Below are 14644 nucleotides of genomic sequence, written 5' to 3'. Positions count from 1 at the left end.
ACTGGATAGTTAAAAACTGATGAGCTGGATCGATAAATTACTACCCCCACAAATCCAACATACGGATCCTGCGAATCGCAAATCCGTACCAGAGGGTCTATGGGTTAAGTGCCCTGGCTGTGAAACGGTCCTTTACAGCACTGATATTGAAGCCAATTTATCGGTTTGCCCAAAATGCAGTCACCATATGCGTATCGGTGCACGATTGCGTTTGGATAGCCTGTTGGATGAAAAGGGTCGCTATGAGATTGGTGCCGATATCTATCCAACCGACCCGCTTAAATTTAAAGATTCCAAGAAATACCCAGACCGTATTAAGGAGGCCAATGATGCCTCTGGTGAGTCTGAAGCCTTAATTGTGCTTGGTGGAAAGATTGAAAGCATCCCGGTAGTGGCTGCTTGCTTTGAGTTCCAATATATGGGCGGCTCCATGGGTTCAGTTGTTGGCGAGCGTTTTGCTCGAGGCGTTCAAGAGGCTATTGCTAAGAAGTGTGCATTTATCTGCATTACGGCAACAGGTGGCGCGCGCATGCAAGAAAGCTTGCTGTCTCTTTTTCAGATGGCTAAAACAAACTCCATGCTGACTTTGTTGTCTAAAAAAGGTTTGCCATATATCAGCGTCTTAACCGATCCAACCATGGGTGGAATTTCTGCCAGCTTTGCTTTTATGGGTGATGTAGTGATGGCTGAGCCAAAAGCATTGATTGGCTTTGCAGGTCCGCGTGTTATTGAGCAAACTGTTCGAGAAAAATTGCCAGAAGGCTTTCAGCGTTCTGAGTTCTTGTTGCAAAAGGGCGGTATTGACATGATTGTGGATCGTCGCCAAATGCGCGGTGAAATCGCTCGTCTCTTGGCATTGCTCCAGCAGCTTCCTGAGCCTGCGATTGCGGGTAGCGCAGCTGTATAAAGCGCTTGAGTTCCGCACACCAACCCCCCATTCTGTTTTCTAGCCTGACGGCTTGGCTGAGCCATCTTGAAACAGCCCACCCAGTCGGCATCGACATGGGTCTTGATCGCATCAATCGAGTCAAAGAAGCTTTAGGCCTTCATTTTGATTGCCCTGTGATCACTGTTGCCGGGACTAATGGCAAGGGTTCTACCTGTGCCTATCTTGAAAGCATTTTGCTGGCTTCTGGGTATAGAGTGGGTTGCCACATGTCTCCTCATTTACTCGTTTTTAATGAGCGCGCTCGGGTCAACGGTGAGGAAGTTAAAGACGATCTCTTGCTGGAGCATTTTGCTGCGGTAGAGCATGCGAGAGTTAGCTTAGTGGATGCGCCAACGCTAACGTATTTTGAATTCACTACCCTGGCAATCATGCATTTATTTTCCAAGTCGAATTTAGATGCTGTAGTGCTTGAAGTTGGTATGGGTGGACGATTAGATGCTGTCAATATTGTTGATGCAGATTGCGCCATAGTTACCAGTATTGATATTGACCATGCTGATTTTCTCGGCGACACTCGCGAAGCTATTGGACGAGAAAAAGCGGGTATCTTCCGCGCTGGCGCTATTGCGGTTTGTGGTGACCCGGTGCCACCACAGTCTCTGATTGACTACGCTGAAGAACTGGGTTGTGACTTATGGCTTCAAGGCCGTGATTACAACTTTCAGGGTGATAAGCAGCAGTGGGGTTGGGCAGGGCGTCAAAAACGCTTTAGCGGTCTTGGCTATCCTGCTTTGCGAGGTGCCAATCAAATTCTTAACGCCTCTGCTGTGATCGCCGCCTTGATGGCACTTCATCAACGCCTCCCAGTCAGCGCACAAGATATTCGTAATGGATTTGCATTGGTGGAGTTGCCTGGCCGTTTTCAAGTTCTTCCAGGCCAGCCAACCATCGTTTTAGATGTTGCCCATAATCCCCATGCGGCCGCAACCTTAGGCCAGGGCCTAGATAAAATGGGTTATCACCCGTACACCTACGCTATTTTTGGCGCAATGGCCGATAAAGATATAGCAGGCGTTATTAAGCCTTTATTGAACAGTGTTGACTTCTGGTTTTGCACTGATTTGCCAACTCCTCGTGCCGCTAAAGCTTCTGCCTTATCTGACAAGCTGGTGGAGCTTGGTGTAGCTGTTAAAAATGGGGAAGATGGCGGTATTGAGTGCTTTCCGGATCCTGCTGCAGCGTATCAAAAAGCGCTTTCTAAGGCAGGTGAGGGTGATAGAATTGTCATCTTCGGATCCTTCTATACCGTTGCCGGCGTATTGGCATATCGAAATAACCAGGCGCATTGATCCATGATTCGTTTACCGAAGCTTTTTAAGCGAAACCCTGAGACTGAAGACCTTGATCAAGGTTCGGTGAGGGGTCGTCGCACCGTCAATAAATTAGCCCCCCGTAGTTTTCAGCGTGCTCAAGAAGATGAAGAGCTTGCGCTTACCGAAGATCCAGAGCAACAGCGTGCCCGCCATCGCTTAATTGGTGCCGCAGTCTTGGTATTAATTGCAGTTGTCGGCCTACCTCGCATCTTGGATAACAAGCCTAAGTCTGTGAACAACGATATTGCTGTGAATATTGTGACTAGTCTTCCTGCTCCCAATGCTGCTATGCCAGCAAATGAAGAGAAGGTTAAGCCAGTCGCTTCCATTCCCGCTCCAATTGTAGGAAAAGAAGTTTCTCAGGCTAAAGAAAATATTGTTACCTCAACTCCTGATGTCAAACCCGAAACCAAGCCCAATATTGCAACGCCTAAAGTTAACTCAACGATAGGTCTAGCAGTCGGTGAAGAGGTAGTTGCTGTCCCAAATGCGACTCCTAAATCTAAAACTGAAGAGCCCCCTAAAAAGGCGGGCTCCGTTAAGTACATTATTCAGATTGGTGCCTTTGCTTCCGAGGAGCGTGCAAAAGGCTGGATCACCAAGATGAAGGATCAAAAGATCCCGAATTATGTAATTAATAAAAACGGTGCTGATGGTGTCAAGCTGTATGTTTTGAGGGCAGGCCCATTTACTGATAAGGATGCGGCTGAAGCGGCAGAGAAAAAAGTGAAAGCCATGGGTTTATCCCCAAGACTGGTTGAGGTTGGGAACCCTTAATGGAATTTTTATCCACCCTAAAATTAACTACGGTGGATTACTTCACCCTGGTAGTGCTATTGGTTTCTGCTTTGGTAGGAATTTCTCGGGGCTTATTTAAGGAAGTCTTGGCGCTTGCATCTTGGTTTGTTGCAGCTTGGGTTGCTTATCACTACACCAATTATCTTTCTGTTGAATGGTTATCTACCTTTCATATGGATGAGTTATTGAGTTTGGGAGTCAGCTTTCTGATTCTGTTTATTTTGACTTTGATTGTTTGCGGATTGATCGGCAACGTCATTCAAAAAATTATCTTATCTGCTGGCTTGAGTATGACCGATCGTTTTTTAGGTTTGGTTTTTGGTCTAGTCCGTGGTGGCTTGGTCGTCGTTGTGATGGCTACCTTGGCAGCGCTTACACCAATACCGCAAAGCGCAGCTTGGCAAAAGGCTATTACACGCCCAGCAATCGATATGGCAACCGGCTTAATTAAGTCTTGGTTGCCTGCGGATTGGGCAAAGCAATTAGGCGATTCAATGCCTAAAATTACTCCTACCGTAACACCTTCATTAACCATAGGGATCTAGGCTTATGTGCGGCGTTGTTGGAACAGTTTCCCACTCCCCAGTTAATCAGCTCATATACGACGCTTTGTTGCTCTTGCAACATCGCGGTCAAGATGCTGCCGGTATGGCAACGATGAATGGCAACTCATTCACGATGCATAAAGCAAACGGTCTAGTTCGAGATGTATTTAGAACTCGTAATATGCGTAGCTTGATCGGTAACGCTGGCATCGGCCAGGTACGTTATCCAACTGCAGGCTCAGCTAGCAGCGAAGAAGAGGCTCAACCTTTTTACGTAAGCGCTCCATATGGAATTATCTTGGCGCATAACGGCAATCTCACTAATGCAGCTAGCCTACGTGTAGAGATGGCATACCGTGATCGTCGCCATATCAACACGAGCTCTGATACGGAAGTACTGCTAAATGTTTTGGCTGACGAGCTTCAAAAAGAAACCAATAGCGCGGCACTGGATGAGGGTGCGATGTTTAATGCGATTACTGAGGTAACTAAGCGCGTTAAGGGTTCTTATGCGGTTGTTTCTTTGATTGCTGGTTATGGTTTATTAGCATTTCGCGACCCATACGGTATTCGCCCATTATGTATCGGGCGCATTGATACCCCTAAGGGGCCTGAATGGATGATTGCCTCTGAGTCTGTTGCGCTTGATGGTCTTGGCTTTACTTTTGTGCGTGACGTTAATCCAGGTGAAGCAATTTATATCGATTTAGATGGTAATTTCTATTCACGCCAATGTGTTCCTGACGCTGTTCTAACGCCTTGTATTTTTGAATACGTTTACATGGCTCGTCCAGACTCGACGATTGATGGCGTTACTGTTTACAACGTACGTATGCGTATGGGTGATTACCTTGCTGAGAAGATTCGTAAAGAAACTATCCCTGGTGAGATCGATGTTGTAATGCCAATTCCAGACTCTAGTCGTCCAGCAGCAATGCAGGTTGCCAAACGTCTAGGTGTTGATTACCGCGAAGGATTCTTTAAGAATCGTTATATTGGCCGCACCTTCATCATGCCTGGCCAGGCAGTTCGAAAGAAGTCTGTACGTCAAAAGCTCAATGCAATGCGTATTGAATTCAAAGATAAGACGGTATTGATTGTGGACGACTCTATTGTTCGCGGCACAACTTCATTTGAGATTGTGCAGATGGCGCGGGAGTCTGGTGCAAAGAAAGTCATTTTTGCTTCTGCTGCACCTCCTGTGCGATTCCCGAACGTCTATGGTATTGATATGCCAACCCGTAGTGAGCTAGTAGCCTATGGTCGCACTGACGAAGAGATCAACAAGATGATTGGCGCGGATCAACTGATTTACCAAAGTGTTGAAGATATGAAGCAGGCTGTAAAGGATATCAATCCCAATATTCAGCACTTTGAAGCCTCTTGTTTTGATGGCAACTATATTACTGGTGACATCAATGAGTCCTACCTAGATGCACTAGAGGCAGCTCGTAATACTTCCGAGGCTAAGGCCGATCGTCAACGTGACTCTAGCGATTTCGCTCGCTCACAGCTTCACCTGCACTTGGCTACCGAAGACTAAAAACAACGATCGAGTTCCTCAGGCATGCGTGTCTGAGGCAATTCTGCAATTCAGTGTCAAAATAGCGGTATGAAGAGTAAAACTACCCGCAAAAAACCTGACTTCTCAAAACTTGCGCTTGAAACCTTAGCGGTTCGAGCTGGAACTCGACGTACCACTGAATACCAAGAGCATTCAGAGGCGATGTTCCTCACTTCTAGCTTTTGTTTTGATAGTGCCGAGTTGGCTGCTGATGGTTTTGCCCATGCCGACCAGGGATTTATTTATTCTCGATTCACTAATCCGACAGTGAGTATGTTTCAGGATCGTCTTGCTGCCTTGGAAGGTGGCGAGGCCTGCATTGCAACATCTTCGGGAATGGCTGCTATTTTGACGATGGCGATGTCTCATCTGCAAGCGGGTGACCATGTAGTCTGTTCGCGCTCCGTATTTGGTGCAACCATCCAATTGTTTAGCAATATTTTGGGACGCTTTGGCATTACAACCACTTATGTGGATTTATCTGATACCAAGGCTTGGCAGAGTGCCGTCCAAGAAAATACTAAGCTGTTCTATTTAGAAACGCCTTCTAATCCCTTGACTGAGATTGCAGACATTAAAGCAATTTCTACGATAGCGAAGAAGGCGAACGCACTTTTTGCTGTTGATAACTGCTTCTGCACACCCGCATTGCAAAAACCGCTCTCATTAGGCGCTGATGTAGTCATTCATTCAGCCACAAAATACTTGGACGGCCAAGGTAGGGTGGTTGGTGGTGCGATTGTGGGCAGCAATGATTTCATTATGGGTAAAGTATTCCCGTATGTAAGAACTGCTGGACCAACACTCTCAGCATTCAATGCTTGGGTGTTCTTGAAGGGTTTGGAAACCCTCGAATTGCGTATGAAGCAGCAGAGTCAAAATGCCTTAGAGATTGCCCAGTGGCTAGAAAAGCAGCCTGGAGTAGAGCGCGTCTACCATCCAGGACTGAAGTCGCACCCTCAGCACGCTTTGGCTAAGCGCCAGCAAAAGGCGGGTGGCGCTATTCTATCTTTCACGCTTAAAGGTGGAAAGAAGGCTGCATTCAAATTGATTAATCAAACCAAGCTTTGCTCCATTACTGCAAACCTTGGTGATACTCGTACAACAATTACTCACCCTGCAACAACAACACATTGCCGCGTTAGTCCAGTAGCCCGTAAGGCGGCCGGCATCACTGATGGCCTTGTTCGAATTGCAGTTGGTCTTGAGAATGTGATTGATTTAAAGAATGACCTCGTTGGCGGTCTGAAGAAGTAATTTCATAAACACTAATTGAGGACCACAATTTACATGTCCTTTACCGATGCTACCCAGTTCTGGAATCAGCGCTTTGATAAAGAAGAGTTTATCTTTGGTAAAGAGCCAAATGAGTATCTTGTTGAGCAGGCATCCCAATATTTAAAGCCGAATTCTTCCATTCTCTGCATTGCTGATGGGGAAGGGCGTAATGGCATTTGGCTTGCTAAGCAGGGAATGTATGTCACCGGTTTTGATGTTTCTGATATTGCACTTGCCAAGGCCAATCAGTTTGCAAAAGATAACCAAGTTAATATTCAATATAGCCTCTGCGATACGGATGGATTTAATTGGCAGACTAATTCGTATGATGCAATCATTGCTATCTTTATTCAGTTTGCAGATCCAGAGATGCGAGCTAGAATCTTTCAGCAAGTTCATCAGGCTTTGAAACCAGGTGGTATTTTTATACTCCAGGGTTATACGCCAAAGCAGTTGGAATATAAGACGGGCGGTCCATCTTTAATCGAGCATCTTTATACCGAAGAGATGATTCGTGAGCTTAGTCAGGAATTTGAAATTCTAGATCTTCAGTGTTACGAAAAGGAATTGTCTGAAGGTGCTAGACATACTGGCATGTCAGCCTTACTCGGTATGGTTGCTAAAAAGAGTCCATGAAGACCATTGAAATCAAAAGTGCCTGGCAGGGGAATAGTGACTGCAATTCCTGCTCAATTAGAAGCTCGGTTCTTTTTTCCGAGTTGAGCGAGGATGATTTTTCCAAGATACATGAGCCAATCGATGATCTTCGATTTGAGGCGAACTGCAGCATCTACACACAAGGGGATGCGGCTGAATATGTATATACCCTCAGAGATGGGTATATCAAGTTACTTCATATCAACCCTGATGGTTCTGGAAGAATTGTTCGCCTGGTAGCTCCCGGAGATTTATTCGGTATGGAGGCACTGCTAGGTGATAGTTATGGGCATTCAGCTGCCGCACTGTCTAATATCCATCTTTGCCGTATTCCCAAAAAAATCATCTCTTCTTTAGGTGAGGAGTCCCCTCGCTTGCATCGTCAGATTGTCAAGAAATGGGGTGAGGCTCTCGCTCAATCCGAGTCGTGGTTTTCTGAAATCAATACTGGTCGAATTGAAGTGCGTCTAGCCCGTTTCTTTTTAAGGGTTGCAAAGATTTCTGGTGATATGGCCATTGCCCCATTATTTAAACGTGAAGATATGGGTCTCATGATGGACGTCAAATTTGAGACTATCAGCAGGTCACTAGCCTCTATGGCTGACCAGGGAATTATTTCAAATGTCTCCCGCCTGAGCGTTCAAATACCCAGCATTGAGAAGCTAAAGGTGTTTTCACAGACAAGCACATAACTGTTAGGCGATAAAAAAGCTGCCGAAGCAGCTTTTTATATTTAATGCAGAAGCTAATTTGGAATTAAGCTTTTTTAGCGTAAGCAGAGCACCAGCCTTTGCCAGCAACTTTCTTAGTGCCAAACAAAGAGCAGCCACCAGTCGCATCACCTACTTTGCCTTGGAACAAAGCGCAGTTATCGCACTCTTGGCCAGCTGCGTATTTTGCATACTTTGCTTTATCAACTGATGTGGCAACAGCTTTGTAACCCAAAGCAGCAGCTTGAGGATCGGTTTCAGCAACCATGGCTTGAGCTTGAACTTTACCGTTCAAAGCCAATGTGCAAGCACCAGCAGCGGACAAAATCATAAATTGGCGACGACTATTTTTCATATGGATTCCAGGTTATTTGGGGTCAATAAATTTATTAATTACTTACCCTTTTGATATTAATTGGTAAAACCCCAGCATCAATAGGGGTTTCTCTGTATTAAGTTTATCAACACTTAGCCTCAGACTGTCAAATATTGCGTTTATGCGCATAAAAGCATTTAAATCGTCATTTAGCGGCCATCTAATTTAAAAAAGGATTTGTATGTATAAGTTTTTATCGCTTAGCTTGTTTCTTCTATCAAGCTTCGCATCGGCTCAGACAGCTGCCCCAGAATTGCTCCAAATTATCGATAAATCAACCAAATTTGTTGTGAATACACCTAAGGGTCCCGTTGAGATTACCCGCGTGATGACACCATGCGCTAAGAATAAAGGTTGGTTGCAACCCTTAATCCCCATTAAAGGCGTTGTTCCTGTTGATGAAATTGATGTATTGAATGCACTTAATGACAAAGATTCTATTGTTGTGGATATGCGCGTTGTTGACGATCGTGTAAAGGGAACAATCCCAGGGTCCGTGGGCATTCCCTATACCGAAGTTGCCATGCGTATGGATGAACTTGGTTGCAAGAAGCCAACCACTGGATCTACTAAATGGGATTGCTCTCAAGCTAAGAAGGTTTACGCATTCTGTAATGGGCCAGTTTGCCCACAAAGTCCAATGGCAATGGCTGCAATGACTAGGGATGGCTTTCCAGCAACAAAGATTTATTACTATCGCGGCGGCATGCTTGACTGGGATGCATTGGGTCTAACAACAGTTAAGGGTGAATTCTAAGATTTCCTATTCACTTAATTTATGGGGGCTTAAGCCCCCATTTTTTTGATCTACATCAAATTCCTTGTGTTTCTCACTTGACTCATTTGATCCTTGACAATAATATATAAATAAATATATTATTAATTCCTTAAATGAGGATATTTAAAGATGGATCAAATAAATCAAAAATGCCCAGCACCGTACTGGAACCCACTGATTGCGGGAATCGCGCTGGGAATTGTACTTTTATCAACATTCGCCTTGACTGGCCATGGTTTAGGGGCCACTGGATTCACAACGCGCCTGACAGCATGGTTTGGAATGTACTTATTGCCAGTAGCAACCAATGCAAATGACTATTTAGGCGGCATGGTTGAAGAGGGTCGGCCATTGGATGCTTGGATTAGCTGGCAAGTCGTCGGTGTTGCCCTCGGCGCCTTAATCTCTGCGCTCATCGCGGGAAGAATTGCAGTGAAGCTGGATGGCAAGAAGTTCTTAGGCGGGTCTAAGCGTCCATTAACAGCCCTATTTGGCGGATTATTGGCTGGCTTTGGTGCACGTATTGCTGCAGGGTGCACAAGTGGTTTAGGTCTGTCTGGTGCAGCGGTGCTTAGTCTCGCTGGTTTCACATTCTTAGGTGCGTTTTTCGCGGTTGGCTTGTTAGCAAGCCGCTTCATGAAAGAGGAGAAATAAGATGGGAACAATTCTTTCGGGTTTATTGCTTGGTGGAGCTTTTGGCTTTGTCCTTGAGCGCGCTGGTTTTGGTAATCCTAATAAATTAACAGGCCAATTTCGTTTGACAGATTGGTCTGTATTTAAGGTCATGTTTACTGCAATCGTATTTGCTGCCGTTGGACTTTTGATACTAGAAAAAATTGGATATGTGGAAAGTGGTAGTCTTTTTGTTCCACCATCATTTCTAGGTGCTGCTGCATTAGGTGGTGCCTTTGTTGGGGCAGGTTTTGCTATAGGTGGCTATTGTCCTGGGACTTCAGTCGTTGGCCTAATGTCTGGTCGTATTGACGCTGGCATCTTCTTAATCGGATTACTTCTTGGAACAATCATATTCGCAGGTATTTACCCAAGTATTGAGTCCCTTACCACGCTGGGTGAAATTGCCAATGCAGAGTCATTGCCAGAACTCTTGAGCGTATCTAGTTTATTCATTGATATTGCAATGGTCATTGCAGCAGTTGGCGTATTTGCATTGGGATCCTGGATGGAAAAGAAATCACGTGGTCCCGTTACTTCACAAGAAATTTAATACTTCAAAAGGAAAAATAATGTCTAAAAAATCAACTGTAGCCGCATTAGCATTAGCATTAGCAGGATTGGCATCAGCCCCAATGGCAAATGCGGCGGATGCCCCAGCAACACCTGCTGGCACTGAGCAAAAGAATCCTTGCGGCCCTAAAAAAGAATCAAACAACCCATGTGGTCCCGCCAAGAAGAAAGCGGCCAATCCTTGTGGCCCATCAAACCCTTGTGGACCAAAAAAACGCAAATCAGCTGACTAATCATCGCCATGTTGATTCAATCTACTCTCTGTTTGGCTGCTCAAGAAATTGCTGGCATCCAAACGCGCTACGCGAAAAAGGGCATGACACTTAGCGAGGTAGCCTTATGTGGCTCTAAAGAGTTTATTGAGTGGAATCATTACCCGGCTAATGACTTGGTTGACGAAGTAAGTGGTTATGAGTTTTATTACCACGCACACTCAGCAGATGAGATGCATGATGGAGAGCATGGACACTTCCACTTGTTTAAACGATATGGAAATGATTTCCACCACCTCATTGGGATTGCGTTAAATCAACAAGGTTTGCCAGTTCGACTATTCACCACAAATCAATGGGTCACTGGTGAAAAGTTTGTATCGGCAAAATCGGTAGTCGCTGAGCTACGTGATTTTGATATGGCAACAAAAGGGAGAATGGGGCCGATAGCTCGGTGGATCAGTGCATTTACAAAACTATATTTTAATGAGATGGAAATGCTGATACTTGATCGAGATGACAAAATTAGCCAGCTTGAAATTGAGATGGGCGATTTAAATAGGGCATTGGATTCGAAGAGTCATCATGTTTTAACGGAAAGCAAGATTGATTTATTGGATCGGCTTTCACAACATTTATTACTTTCAAATTAACCTAGGAGTTCATATGAAAAAGATGCAATTAGGATTGGCTATTGCTATCGCAAGCTTTATGGGAATTGTTCAGGCTGTGACATTGCCCGGTCCCGTGGTTAGCGCAGAGTGGTTGGCGGCCAATCAATCAGAGGTTCAGATTCTTGAAGTTCGCGGTGATGTAGCTAGCTACACTCGTGCCCCCGAATTTGAAGTTGATAAAAAGACTGGCAAGAAATTTTTGGTTGAGGTAGGTGGTCATATTCAGGACTCCACACTTTTGGATTTCAAAAAAGTCAGAGCGGATCGGATGATTGACGGCAAAAAGATCAAATACCTTATTCCGGAAAAGGCGGACTTTGAAAAAATTATTCAGTCAGTAGGCATTAATTCTGACAAGCCAATTGTTCTGGTGCCGATTGGCTTGGATATATCTGACGTTGATGAGGCTTTGCGTGCTTATTGGCAATTTAAAGTTTACGGCGAGGACAACATTGCCGTATTGGATGGCGGAATGGCAGGCTGGCTTTCTGAAGGCCGCGATTATTCTGTTGCACCATCCGTTAAATTGAATGGTACTTGGCTCGGTAAGGCGGAGCGCAAAGAGTTGATTGCTAATTCAGAGCAAGTAGCCCTTGCCTCAAAAACAGGTAAATCAACTTTGATTGATGCACGTCAACCCGTCCAGTATTTTGGCCTTAGCAAGCGTGACTATGTGAGTGCTTATGGCCATATTGCTGGAGCGAAAGAATTAGCCCCTGAGCTGTTAGCAAAGCCAGTAAAAGGTGCTTTGTATTTCTGGGATAAAAATACTTATAACTCTTTATTTGCTGCCAATGGTATTAATCCCAAGACTCCTGCAATTAGCTATTGCAATAGCGGTCACTTAGCTGCCGGTGGTTGGTTTGTGATGTCTGAGTTGATTGGTAATAAATCTACCAAACTCTATGACGGGTCTTTATATCTTTGGACTTTAGAAGGTCGTCCTTTAGTGGGCGTTTCTCTGAATTAATCTGTGCTGAATGTTGCTTATTGACTTAAGTTAAATAATTTCTGTAATTTTAAAAAAGGATGTTGATATGAAATGCAATGTTGGCGGTACTGACCGTATGTTACGAATTATTCTTGGACTGGTGTTGATTGGTTTGGCTATTACAGGAACGACTGGTGCTTGGGCTTGGATTGGTATTGTTCCTTTGGCAACAGGATTATTTAGATTCTGCCCAGCCTATCCATTACTAGGAATCAATACTAGTGGGAGCGGTTCTTGTGGTGGTGGCGATTGCTCTAAGTAATTCCGCCTATATCGATCCGCTTGCTTGGATGAGAATCCGGCAAGCGGATTTTAATGTTCAGATTGGTGATCTATAAATCGTCTCGGATCATTGATTGGGCGTAAAGGCATGATGTGAATTTGATTGCCATCAAGCTCAAGATGCATTGGACTGCCAACAACCATTCCTAGCCTTCTTACCTCTGCAGAAGAGGCCTCCCATTCAATCGTGTTTTCACTATCTTGAATTCTCAATTGAATAACTGCAATTTGACCAAGGCTGCTCATCTTTTCAACTATCACTGAGACGCTGTCAATGGTTGCGTTGTTATGTACGCTCAATCCACTTTGAGGAATAACCCAAGCTACACGAACTTTAGGTGGAATCTTGCCTTTATCAGCAACCATAAATGTCTTATTGCAGCCGTCCCAACTCAAGTTACCTGAGTCGAACACGCCATGAAACATATTGCTGATACCAACCAATTGGGCAACACGAGAATTTCTGGGTTTTTGGAAAAGAGTTTGTGGAGCGGCAGTTTGCAAACTAATGCCTTGATCTATGACGGTAATTCTGTCGGCTAATAAATCGGCCTCACGCAAGTCATGCGTTACCAAGATCATGGGGATATTTAAGTCCGTTCTTAGCTCTGCTAAGGTTTTATAAAGACCCTGGCGTGTTGGTGCATCAATGGCTGAAAATGGCTCATCTAACAGTAAGACTTTAGGTTGTCGAGCCAATGCTCGGGCCAGGGCAACACGTTGCTGCTGTCCCCCGGATAGCTGATGAGGCATGCGGCCTGAAAGACTAGCGATACCCATGCGATCCAATAAGTCCATTCCAATGATCTTACGTTCTGATTTGCTGAGGTTGGAATTTTGCAAAGGGATTACTACATTATCGATTGCGCTGAGATGTGGGAAAAGCGCGTACTGCTGAAATAGGAAACCACATGAACGTTCTGCTGGAGAAAGATGGTGAATCTTCGTGCCCAGGCCATCACTTTCAAGCCAGATCTCACCATTGCACTCAATTTTTCCGCTGGCTGTTTTGTTTAGGCCGGCAATAGATCTGAGGACTGTAGTTTTACCGCTTCCAGAGGGACCCACTAAAGCATGTAATTCACCAGGCGCGCACTCCAGACTTATTTGCAGTGGGCTTGGGTTGATCTGCTTAATCTTTACCTTCAGCATTAATTGAGTCCCCTGCGCCGATTTGGGTTGCCACCAAATATTCCAAAGGAAAGCGCTATGCATACCAGTGAGGTACCCAGGAGAACAAGCGCTATAGCACCAGCACCAGCAGTATCAAAGCTCTGAACCTTGTCATAAATTGCAATTGAGGCTGTTTTGGTCTCCCCTGGAATGGCGCCGCCAACCATGAGGACAACGCCGAATTCTCCCAAGGTATGGGCAAAGGTGAGGGCGGCTGCTCCTGTTATACCTCGCCAAGATAGAGGTAACTCTATTAAACGAAAGATCTGCCAATCACTCAGACCGCTCACCTGAGCAGCTTCTCTGATTTCTGGGTTGATTGCCTCAAATGCCCTTTGAATAGGTTGAATAGCAAAGGGGATATTCACAATGAGTGATGCTATGAGGATGCCCGTGAATGAAAACACGATTGGGGCACCAAAAATACTAGTATTTCCAAAGGAAACGAGAAAGTAATAGCCTAAAACGGTGGGTGGCAGGACTAAGGGAAGCGCCAGGGCCGCCTCAAGCCAAGGACGACTTCTATTTAGCTTAATTAGCTTATGAGCCACCCAGATCCCAAATGGCAGTATCAGAGCCATGGTCCAAAAAGCGAGCTTTAAGGACAGCAGAATTGCATCAATATCCATTTTTTGATTGTATTGCCTTTGGAGCCTAGGGTATCCCACTATATAAGTGTTTTAGGCTTAGGTGTCCAATATATGCACGTATACGTATATATTGTTAAAACCAGTGAATATCAAAGCAAAAGTTAAAAAAGCCACCAAAGATCTTTCTCCAAAAGCGATGGAAAAGGTGTTTGCTCATGTGGCTGAATATTTCAGCGTTCTTTCAGAGCCATCACGCTTACGCATCATGTATGCGGTGTGCAGTGGTGAAAAGTCTGTTTCTGAGGTTGTTGAGTTATGCGGTTCAAGTCAGGCCAATGTTTCTCGGCACCTTTCCGCACTTCATAAAGCGGGAATTTTACTCAGACGTAAAGAGGGAACAATCGTTTATTACTCTATCGCAGATAACGCAACTGTAGAAATGTGTCAGACAGTGTGCGCGAAGATTGCTGAGAGTCTGCATTAATTTTTTTTGAAGCATCTATTCATTT

At 44.9% G+C, this 14644-nt stretch carries 19 protein-coding genes; 16 read left to right on the top strand and 3 right to left on the bottom strand.

The genetic code is table 11. The annotated features are described in order from the left end of the window. Window positions 1-19: 19 nt before the first annotated feature. The 8 genes from accD (at window position 20) to A2X74_RS08405 (ending at window position 7796) form a co-directional block, all read left to right on the top strand. A complete protein-coding gene (accD, locus tag A2X74_RS08440) occupies window positions 20-907 on the top strand; it encodes an acetyl-CoA carboxylase, carboxyltransferase subunit beta (protein ID WP_293627014.1) in 888 nt (295 codons plus the stop codon). A 5-nt stretch (window positions 908-912) separates the two neighbouring features. Then, window positions 913-2238 (top strand): bifunctional tetrahydrofolate synthase/dihydrofolate synthase, encoded by a 1326-nt coding sequence (gene folC / locus A2X74_RS08435; protein ID WP_293627016.1) that lies wholly within the window; start codon window positions 913-915, stop codon window positions 2236-2238. Window positions 2239-2241: 3 nt separating this feature from the next. Then, the gene (locus A2X74_RS08430; protein ID WP_293627018.1) at window positions 2242-3039 is read left to right on the top strand and encodes an SPOR domain-containing protein; all 798 of its coding nucleotides are present in this window, start codon (window positions 2242-2244) and stop codon (window positions 3037-3039) included. Beyond that, window positions 3039-3605, top strand: coding sequence for a CvpA family protein (locus tag A2X74_RS08425; RefSeq protein ID WP_293627020.1), 567 nt, complete (start codon window positions 3039-3041; stop codon window positions 3603-3605). Before A2X74_RS08430 ends, A2X74_RS08425 begins: the two co-directional genes overlap by 1 nt. A 4-nt stretch (window positions 3606-3609) precedes the next feature. Next, window positions 3610-5148, top strand: coding sequence for an amidophosphoribosyltransferase (purF, locus tag A2X74_RS08420; RefSeq protein WP_293627022.1), 1539 nt, complete (start codon window positions 3610-3612; stop codon window positions 5146-5148). 69 nt (window positions 5149-5217) lie between these two features. Beyond that, on the top strand, window positions 5218-6426 hold the full coding sequence (locus A2X74_RS08415; protein WP_293627024.1) for an O-succinylhomoserine sulfhydrylase: 1209 nt from the start codon (window positions 5218-5220) through the stop codon (window positions 6424-6426). 33 nt (window positions 6427-6459) lie between these two features. Further along, window positions 6460-7083 carry a class I SAM-dependent methyltransferase gene (locus A2X74_RS08410; RefSeq protein WP_293627026.1) on the top strand — a complete coding sequence of 208 codons (624 nt, stop codon included), beginning with the start codon at window positions 6460-6462 and terminating at the stop codon, window positions 7081-7083. Next, window positions 7080-7796: a Crp/Fnr family transcriptional regulator gene (locus tag A2X74_RS08405; protein WP_293627028.1), complete on the top strand. Its 717-nt coding sequence runs from the start codon at window positions 7080-7082 to the stop codon at window positions 7794-7796. The genes A2X74_RS08410 and A2X74_RS08405 overlap by 4 nt, the downstream gene beginning before the upstream one ends. Window positions 7797-7860: 64 nt before the next feature. On the opposite strand, the gene A2X74_RS08400 is transcribed toward A2X74_RS08405, so the two are convergent. Continuing rightward, window positions 7861-8169: a high-potential iron-sulfur protein gene (locus tag A2X74_RS08400; RefSeq protein WP_293627030.1), complete on the bottom strand. Its 309-nt coding sequence runs from the start codon at window positions 8167-8169 to the stop codon at window positions 7861-7863. A 202-nt stretch (window positions 8170-8371) separates the two neighbouring features. Here A2X74_RS08400 and A2X74_RS08395 point away from each other — a divergent pair, with 202 nt between their 5' ends. The 7 genes from A2X74_RS08395 to A2X74_RS08365 all read left to right on the top strand — a co-directional run bounded on the left by A2X74_RS08395 (window position 8372) and on the right by A2X74_RS08365 (window position 12352). Continuing rightward, window positions 8372-8947, top strand: a complete 576-nt coding sequence (locus A2X74_RS08395) for a rhodanese-like domain-containing protein (protein WP_293627032.1) — start codon at window positions 8372-8374, stop codon at window positions 8945-8947. 150 nt (window positions 8948-9097) lie between these two features. Next, window positions 9098-9622 carry a YeeE/YedE thiosulfate transporter family protein gene (locus tag A2X74_RS08390; RefSeq protein WP_293627034.1) on the top strand — a complete coding sequence of 175 codons (525 nt, stop codon included), beginning with the start codon at window positions 9098-9100 and terminating at the stop codon, window positions 9620-9622. A gap of 1 nt (window position 9623) precedes the next feature. Next, entirely contained in the window at window positions 9624-10193 is a 570-nt protein-coding gene (locus A2X74_RS08385) for a YeeE/YedE thiosulfate transporter family protein (RefSeq protein ID WP_293627036.1), read from the top strand. 19 nt (window positions 10194-10212) lie between these two features. Then, window positions 10213-10446, top strand: a complete 234-nt coding sequence (locus tag A2X74_RS08380) for a hypothetical protein (protein ID WP_293627038.1) — start codon at window positions 10213-10215, stop codon at window positions 10444-10446. A gap of 8 nt (window positions 10447-10454) precedes the next feature. Beyond that, window positions 10455-11078, top strand: a complete 624-nt coding sequence (locus tag A2X74_RS08375; protein ID WP_293627040.1) for a hypothetical protein — start codon at window positions 10455-10457, stop codon at window positions 11076-11078. A gap of 13 nt (window positions 11079-11091) precedes the next feature. Continuing rightward, on the top strand, window positions 11092-12069 hold the full coding sequence (locus A2X74_RS08370) for a rhodanese-like domain-containing protein (RefSeq protein ID WP_293627042.1): 978 nt from the start codon (window positions 11092-11094) through the stop codon (window positions 12067-12069). A gap of 67 nt (window positions 12070-12136) precedes the next feature. Then, a complete protein-coding gene (locus tag A2X74_RS08365; RefSeq protein ID WP_293627044.1) occupies window positions 12137-12352 on the top strand; it encodes a DUF2892 domain-containing protein in 216 nt (71 codons plus the stop codon). A 50-nt stretch (window positions 12353-12402) separates the two neighbouring features. Here the strand turns inward: A2X74_RS08365 and A2X74_RS08360 are convergent, their stop codons facing one another. Further along, complete coding sequence (locus A2X74_RS08360) at window positions 12403-13524, bottom strand: ABC transporter ATP-binding protein (protein ID WP_293627046.1); 1122 nt, start codon at window positions 13522-13524, stop codon at window positions 12403-12405. Further along, the gene (gene modB, locus A2X74_RS08355; RefSeq protein WP_293627048.1) at window positions 13524-14174 is read right to left on the bottom strand and encodes a molybdate ABC transporter permease subunit; all 651 of its coding nucleotides are present in this window, start codon (window positions 14172-14174) and stop codon (window positions 13524-13526) included. Before modB ends, A2X74_RS08360 begins: the two co-directional genes overlap by 1 nt. 103 nt (window positions 14175-14277) lie before the next feature. On the opposite strand from modB, the gene A2X74_RS08350 reads away from it, so the two are divergent. Beyond that, window positions 14278-14619, top strand: coding sequence for a metalloregulator ArsR/SmtB family transcription factor (locus A2X74_RS08350; RefSeq protein WP_293627050.1), 342 nt, complete (start codon window positions 14278-14280; stop codon window positions 14617-14619). Window positions 14620-14644 lie beyond the last annotated feature (25 nt).

This window comes from Polynucleobacter sp. GWA2_45_21, assembly GCF_001830325.1.
Lineage (GTDB): Bacteria > Pseudomonadota > Gammaproteobacteria > Burkholderiales > Burkholderiaceae > Polynucleobacter.
This window is presented reverse-complemented; position numbering and strand designations above follow the sequence as displayed.

Coding starts and splice junctions, on each gene's coding strand:
- accD (WP_293627014.1), top strand. CDS start 20: ATGAGCTGGATCGATAAATTACTACCCCCACAAATCCAACATACGGAT.
- A2X74_RS08430 (WP_293627018.1), top strand. CDS start 2,242: ATGATTCGTTTACCGAAGCTTTTTAAGCGAAACCCTGAGACTGAAGAC.
- A2X74_RS08425 (WP_293627020.1), top strand. CDS start 3,039: ATGGAATTTTTATCCACCCTAAAATTAACTACGGTGGATTACTTCACC.
- purF (WP_293627022.1), top strand. CDS start 3,610: ATGTGCGGCGTTGTTGGAACAGTTTCCCACTCCCCAGTTAATCAGCTC.
- A2X74_RS08415 (WP_293627024.1), top strand. CDS start 5,218: ATGAAGAGTAAAACTACCCGCAAAAAACCTGACTTCTCAAAACTTGCG.
- A2X74_RS08410 (WP_293627026.1), top strand. CDS start 6,460: ATGTCCTTTACCGATGCTACCCAGTTCTGGAATCAGCGCTTTGATAAA.
- A2X74_RS08405 (WP_293627028.1), top strand. CDS start 7,080: ATGAAGACCATTGAAATCAAAAGTGCCTGGCAGGGGAATAGTGACTGC.
- A2X74_RS08400 (WP_293627030.1), bottom strand. CDS start 8,169: ATGAAAAATAGTCGTCGCCAATTTATGATTTTGTCCGCTGCTGGTGCT.
- A2X74_RS08395 (WP_293627032.1), top strand. CDS start 8,372: ATGTATAAGTTTTTATCGCTTAGCTTGTTTCTTCTATCAAGCTTCGCA.
- A2X74_RS08390 (WP_293627034.1), top strand. CDS start 9,098: ATGGATCAAATAAATCAAAAATGCCCAGCACCGTACTGGAACCCACTG.
- A2X74_RS08385 (WP_293627036.1), top strand. CDS start 9,624: ATGGGAACAATTCTTTCGGGTTTATTGCTTGGTGGAGCTTTTGGCTTT.
- A2X74_RS08380 (WP_293627038.1), top strand. CDS start 10,213: ATGTCTAAAAAATCAACTGTAGCCGCATTAGCATTAGCATTAGCAGGA.
- A2X74_RS08375 (WP_293627040.1), top strand. CDS start 10,455: ATGTTGATTCAATCTACTCTCTGTTTGGCTGCTCAAGAAATTGCTGGC.
- A2X74_RS08370 (WP_293627042.1), top strand. CDS start 11,092: ATGAAAAAGATGCAATTAGGATTGGCTATTGCTATCGCAAGCTTTATG.
- A2X74_RS08365 (WP_293627044.1), top strand. CDS start 12,137: ATGAAATGCAATGTTGGCGGTACTGACCGTATGTTACGAATTATTCTT.
- A2X74_RS08360 (WP_293627046.1), bottom strand. CDS start 13,524: ATGCTGAAGGTAAAGATTAAGCAGATCAACCCAAGCCCACTGCAAATA.
- modB (WP_293627048.1), bottom strand. CDS start 14,174: ATGGATATTGATGCAATTCTGCTGTCCTTAAAGCTCGCTTTTTGGACC.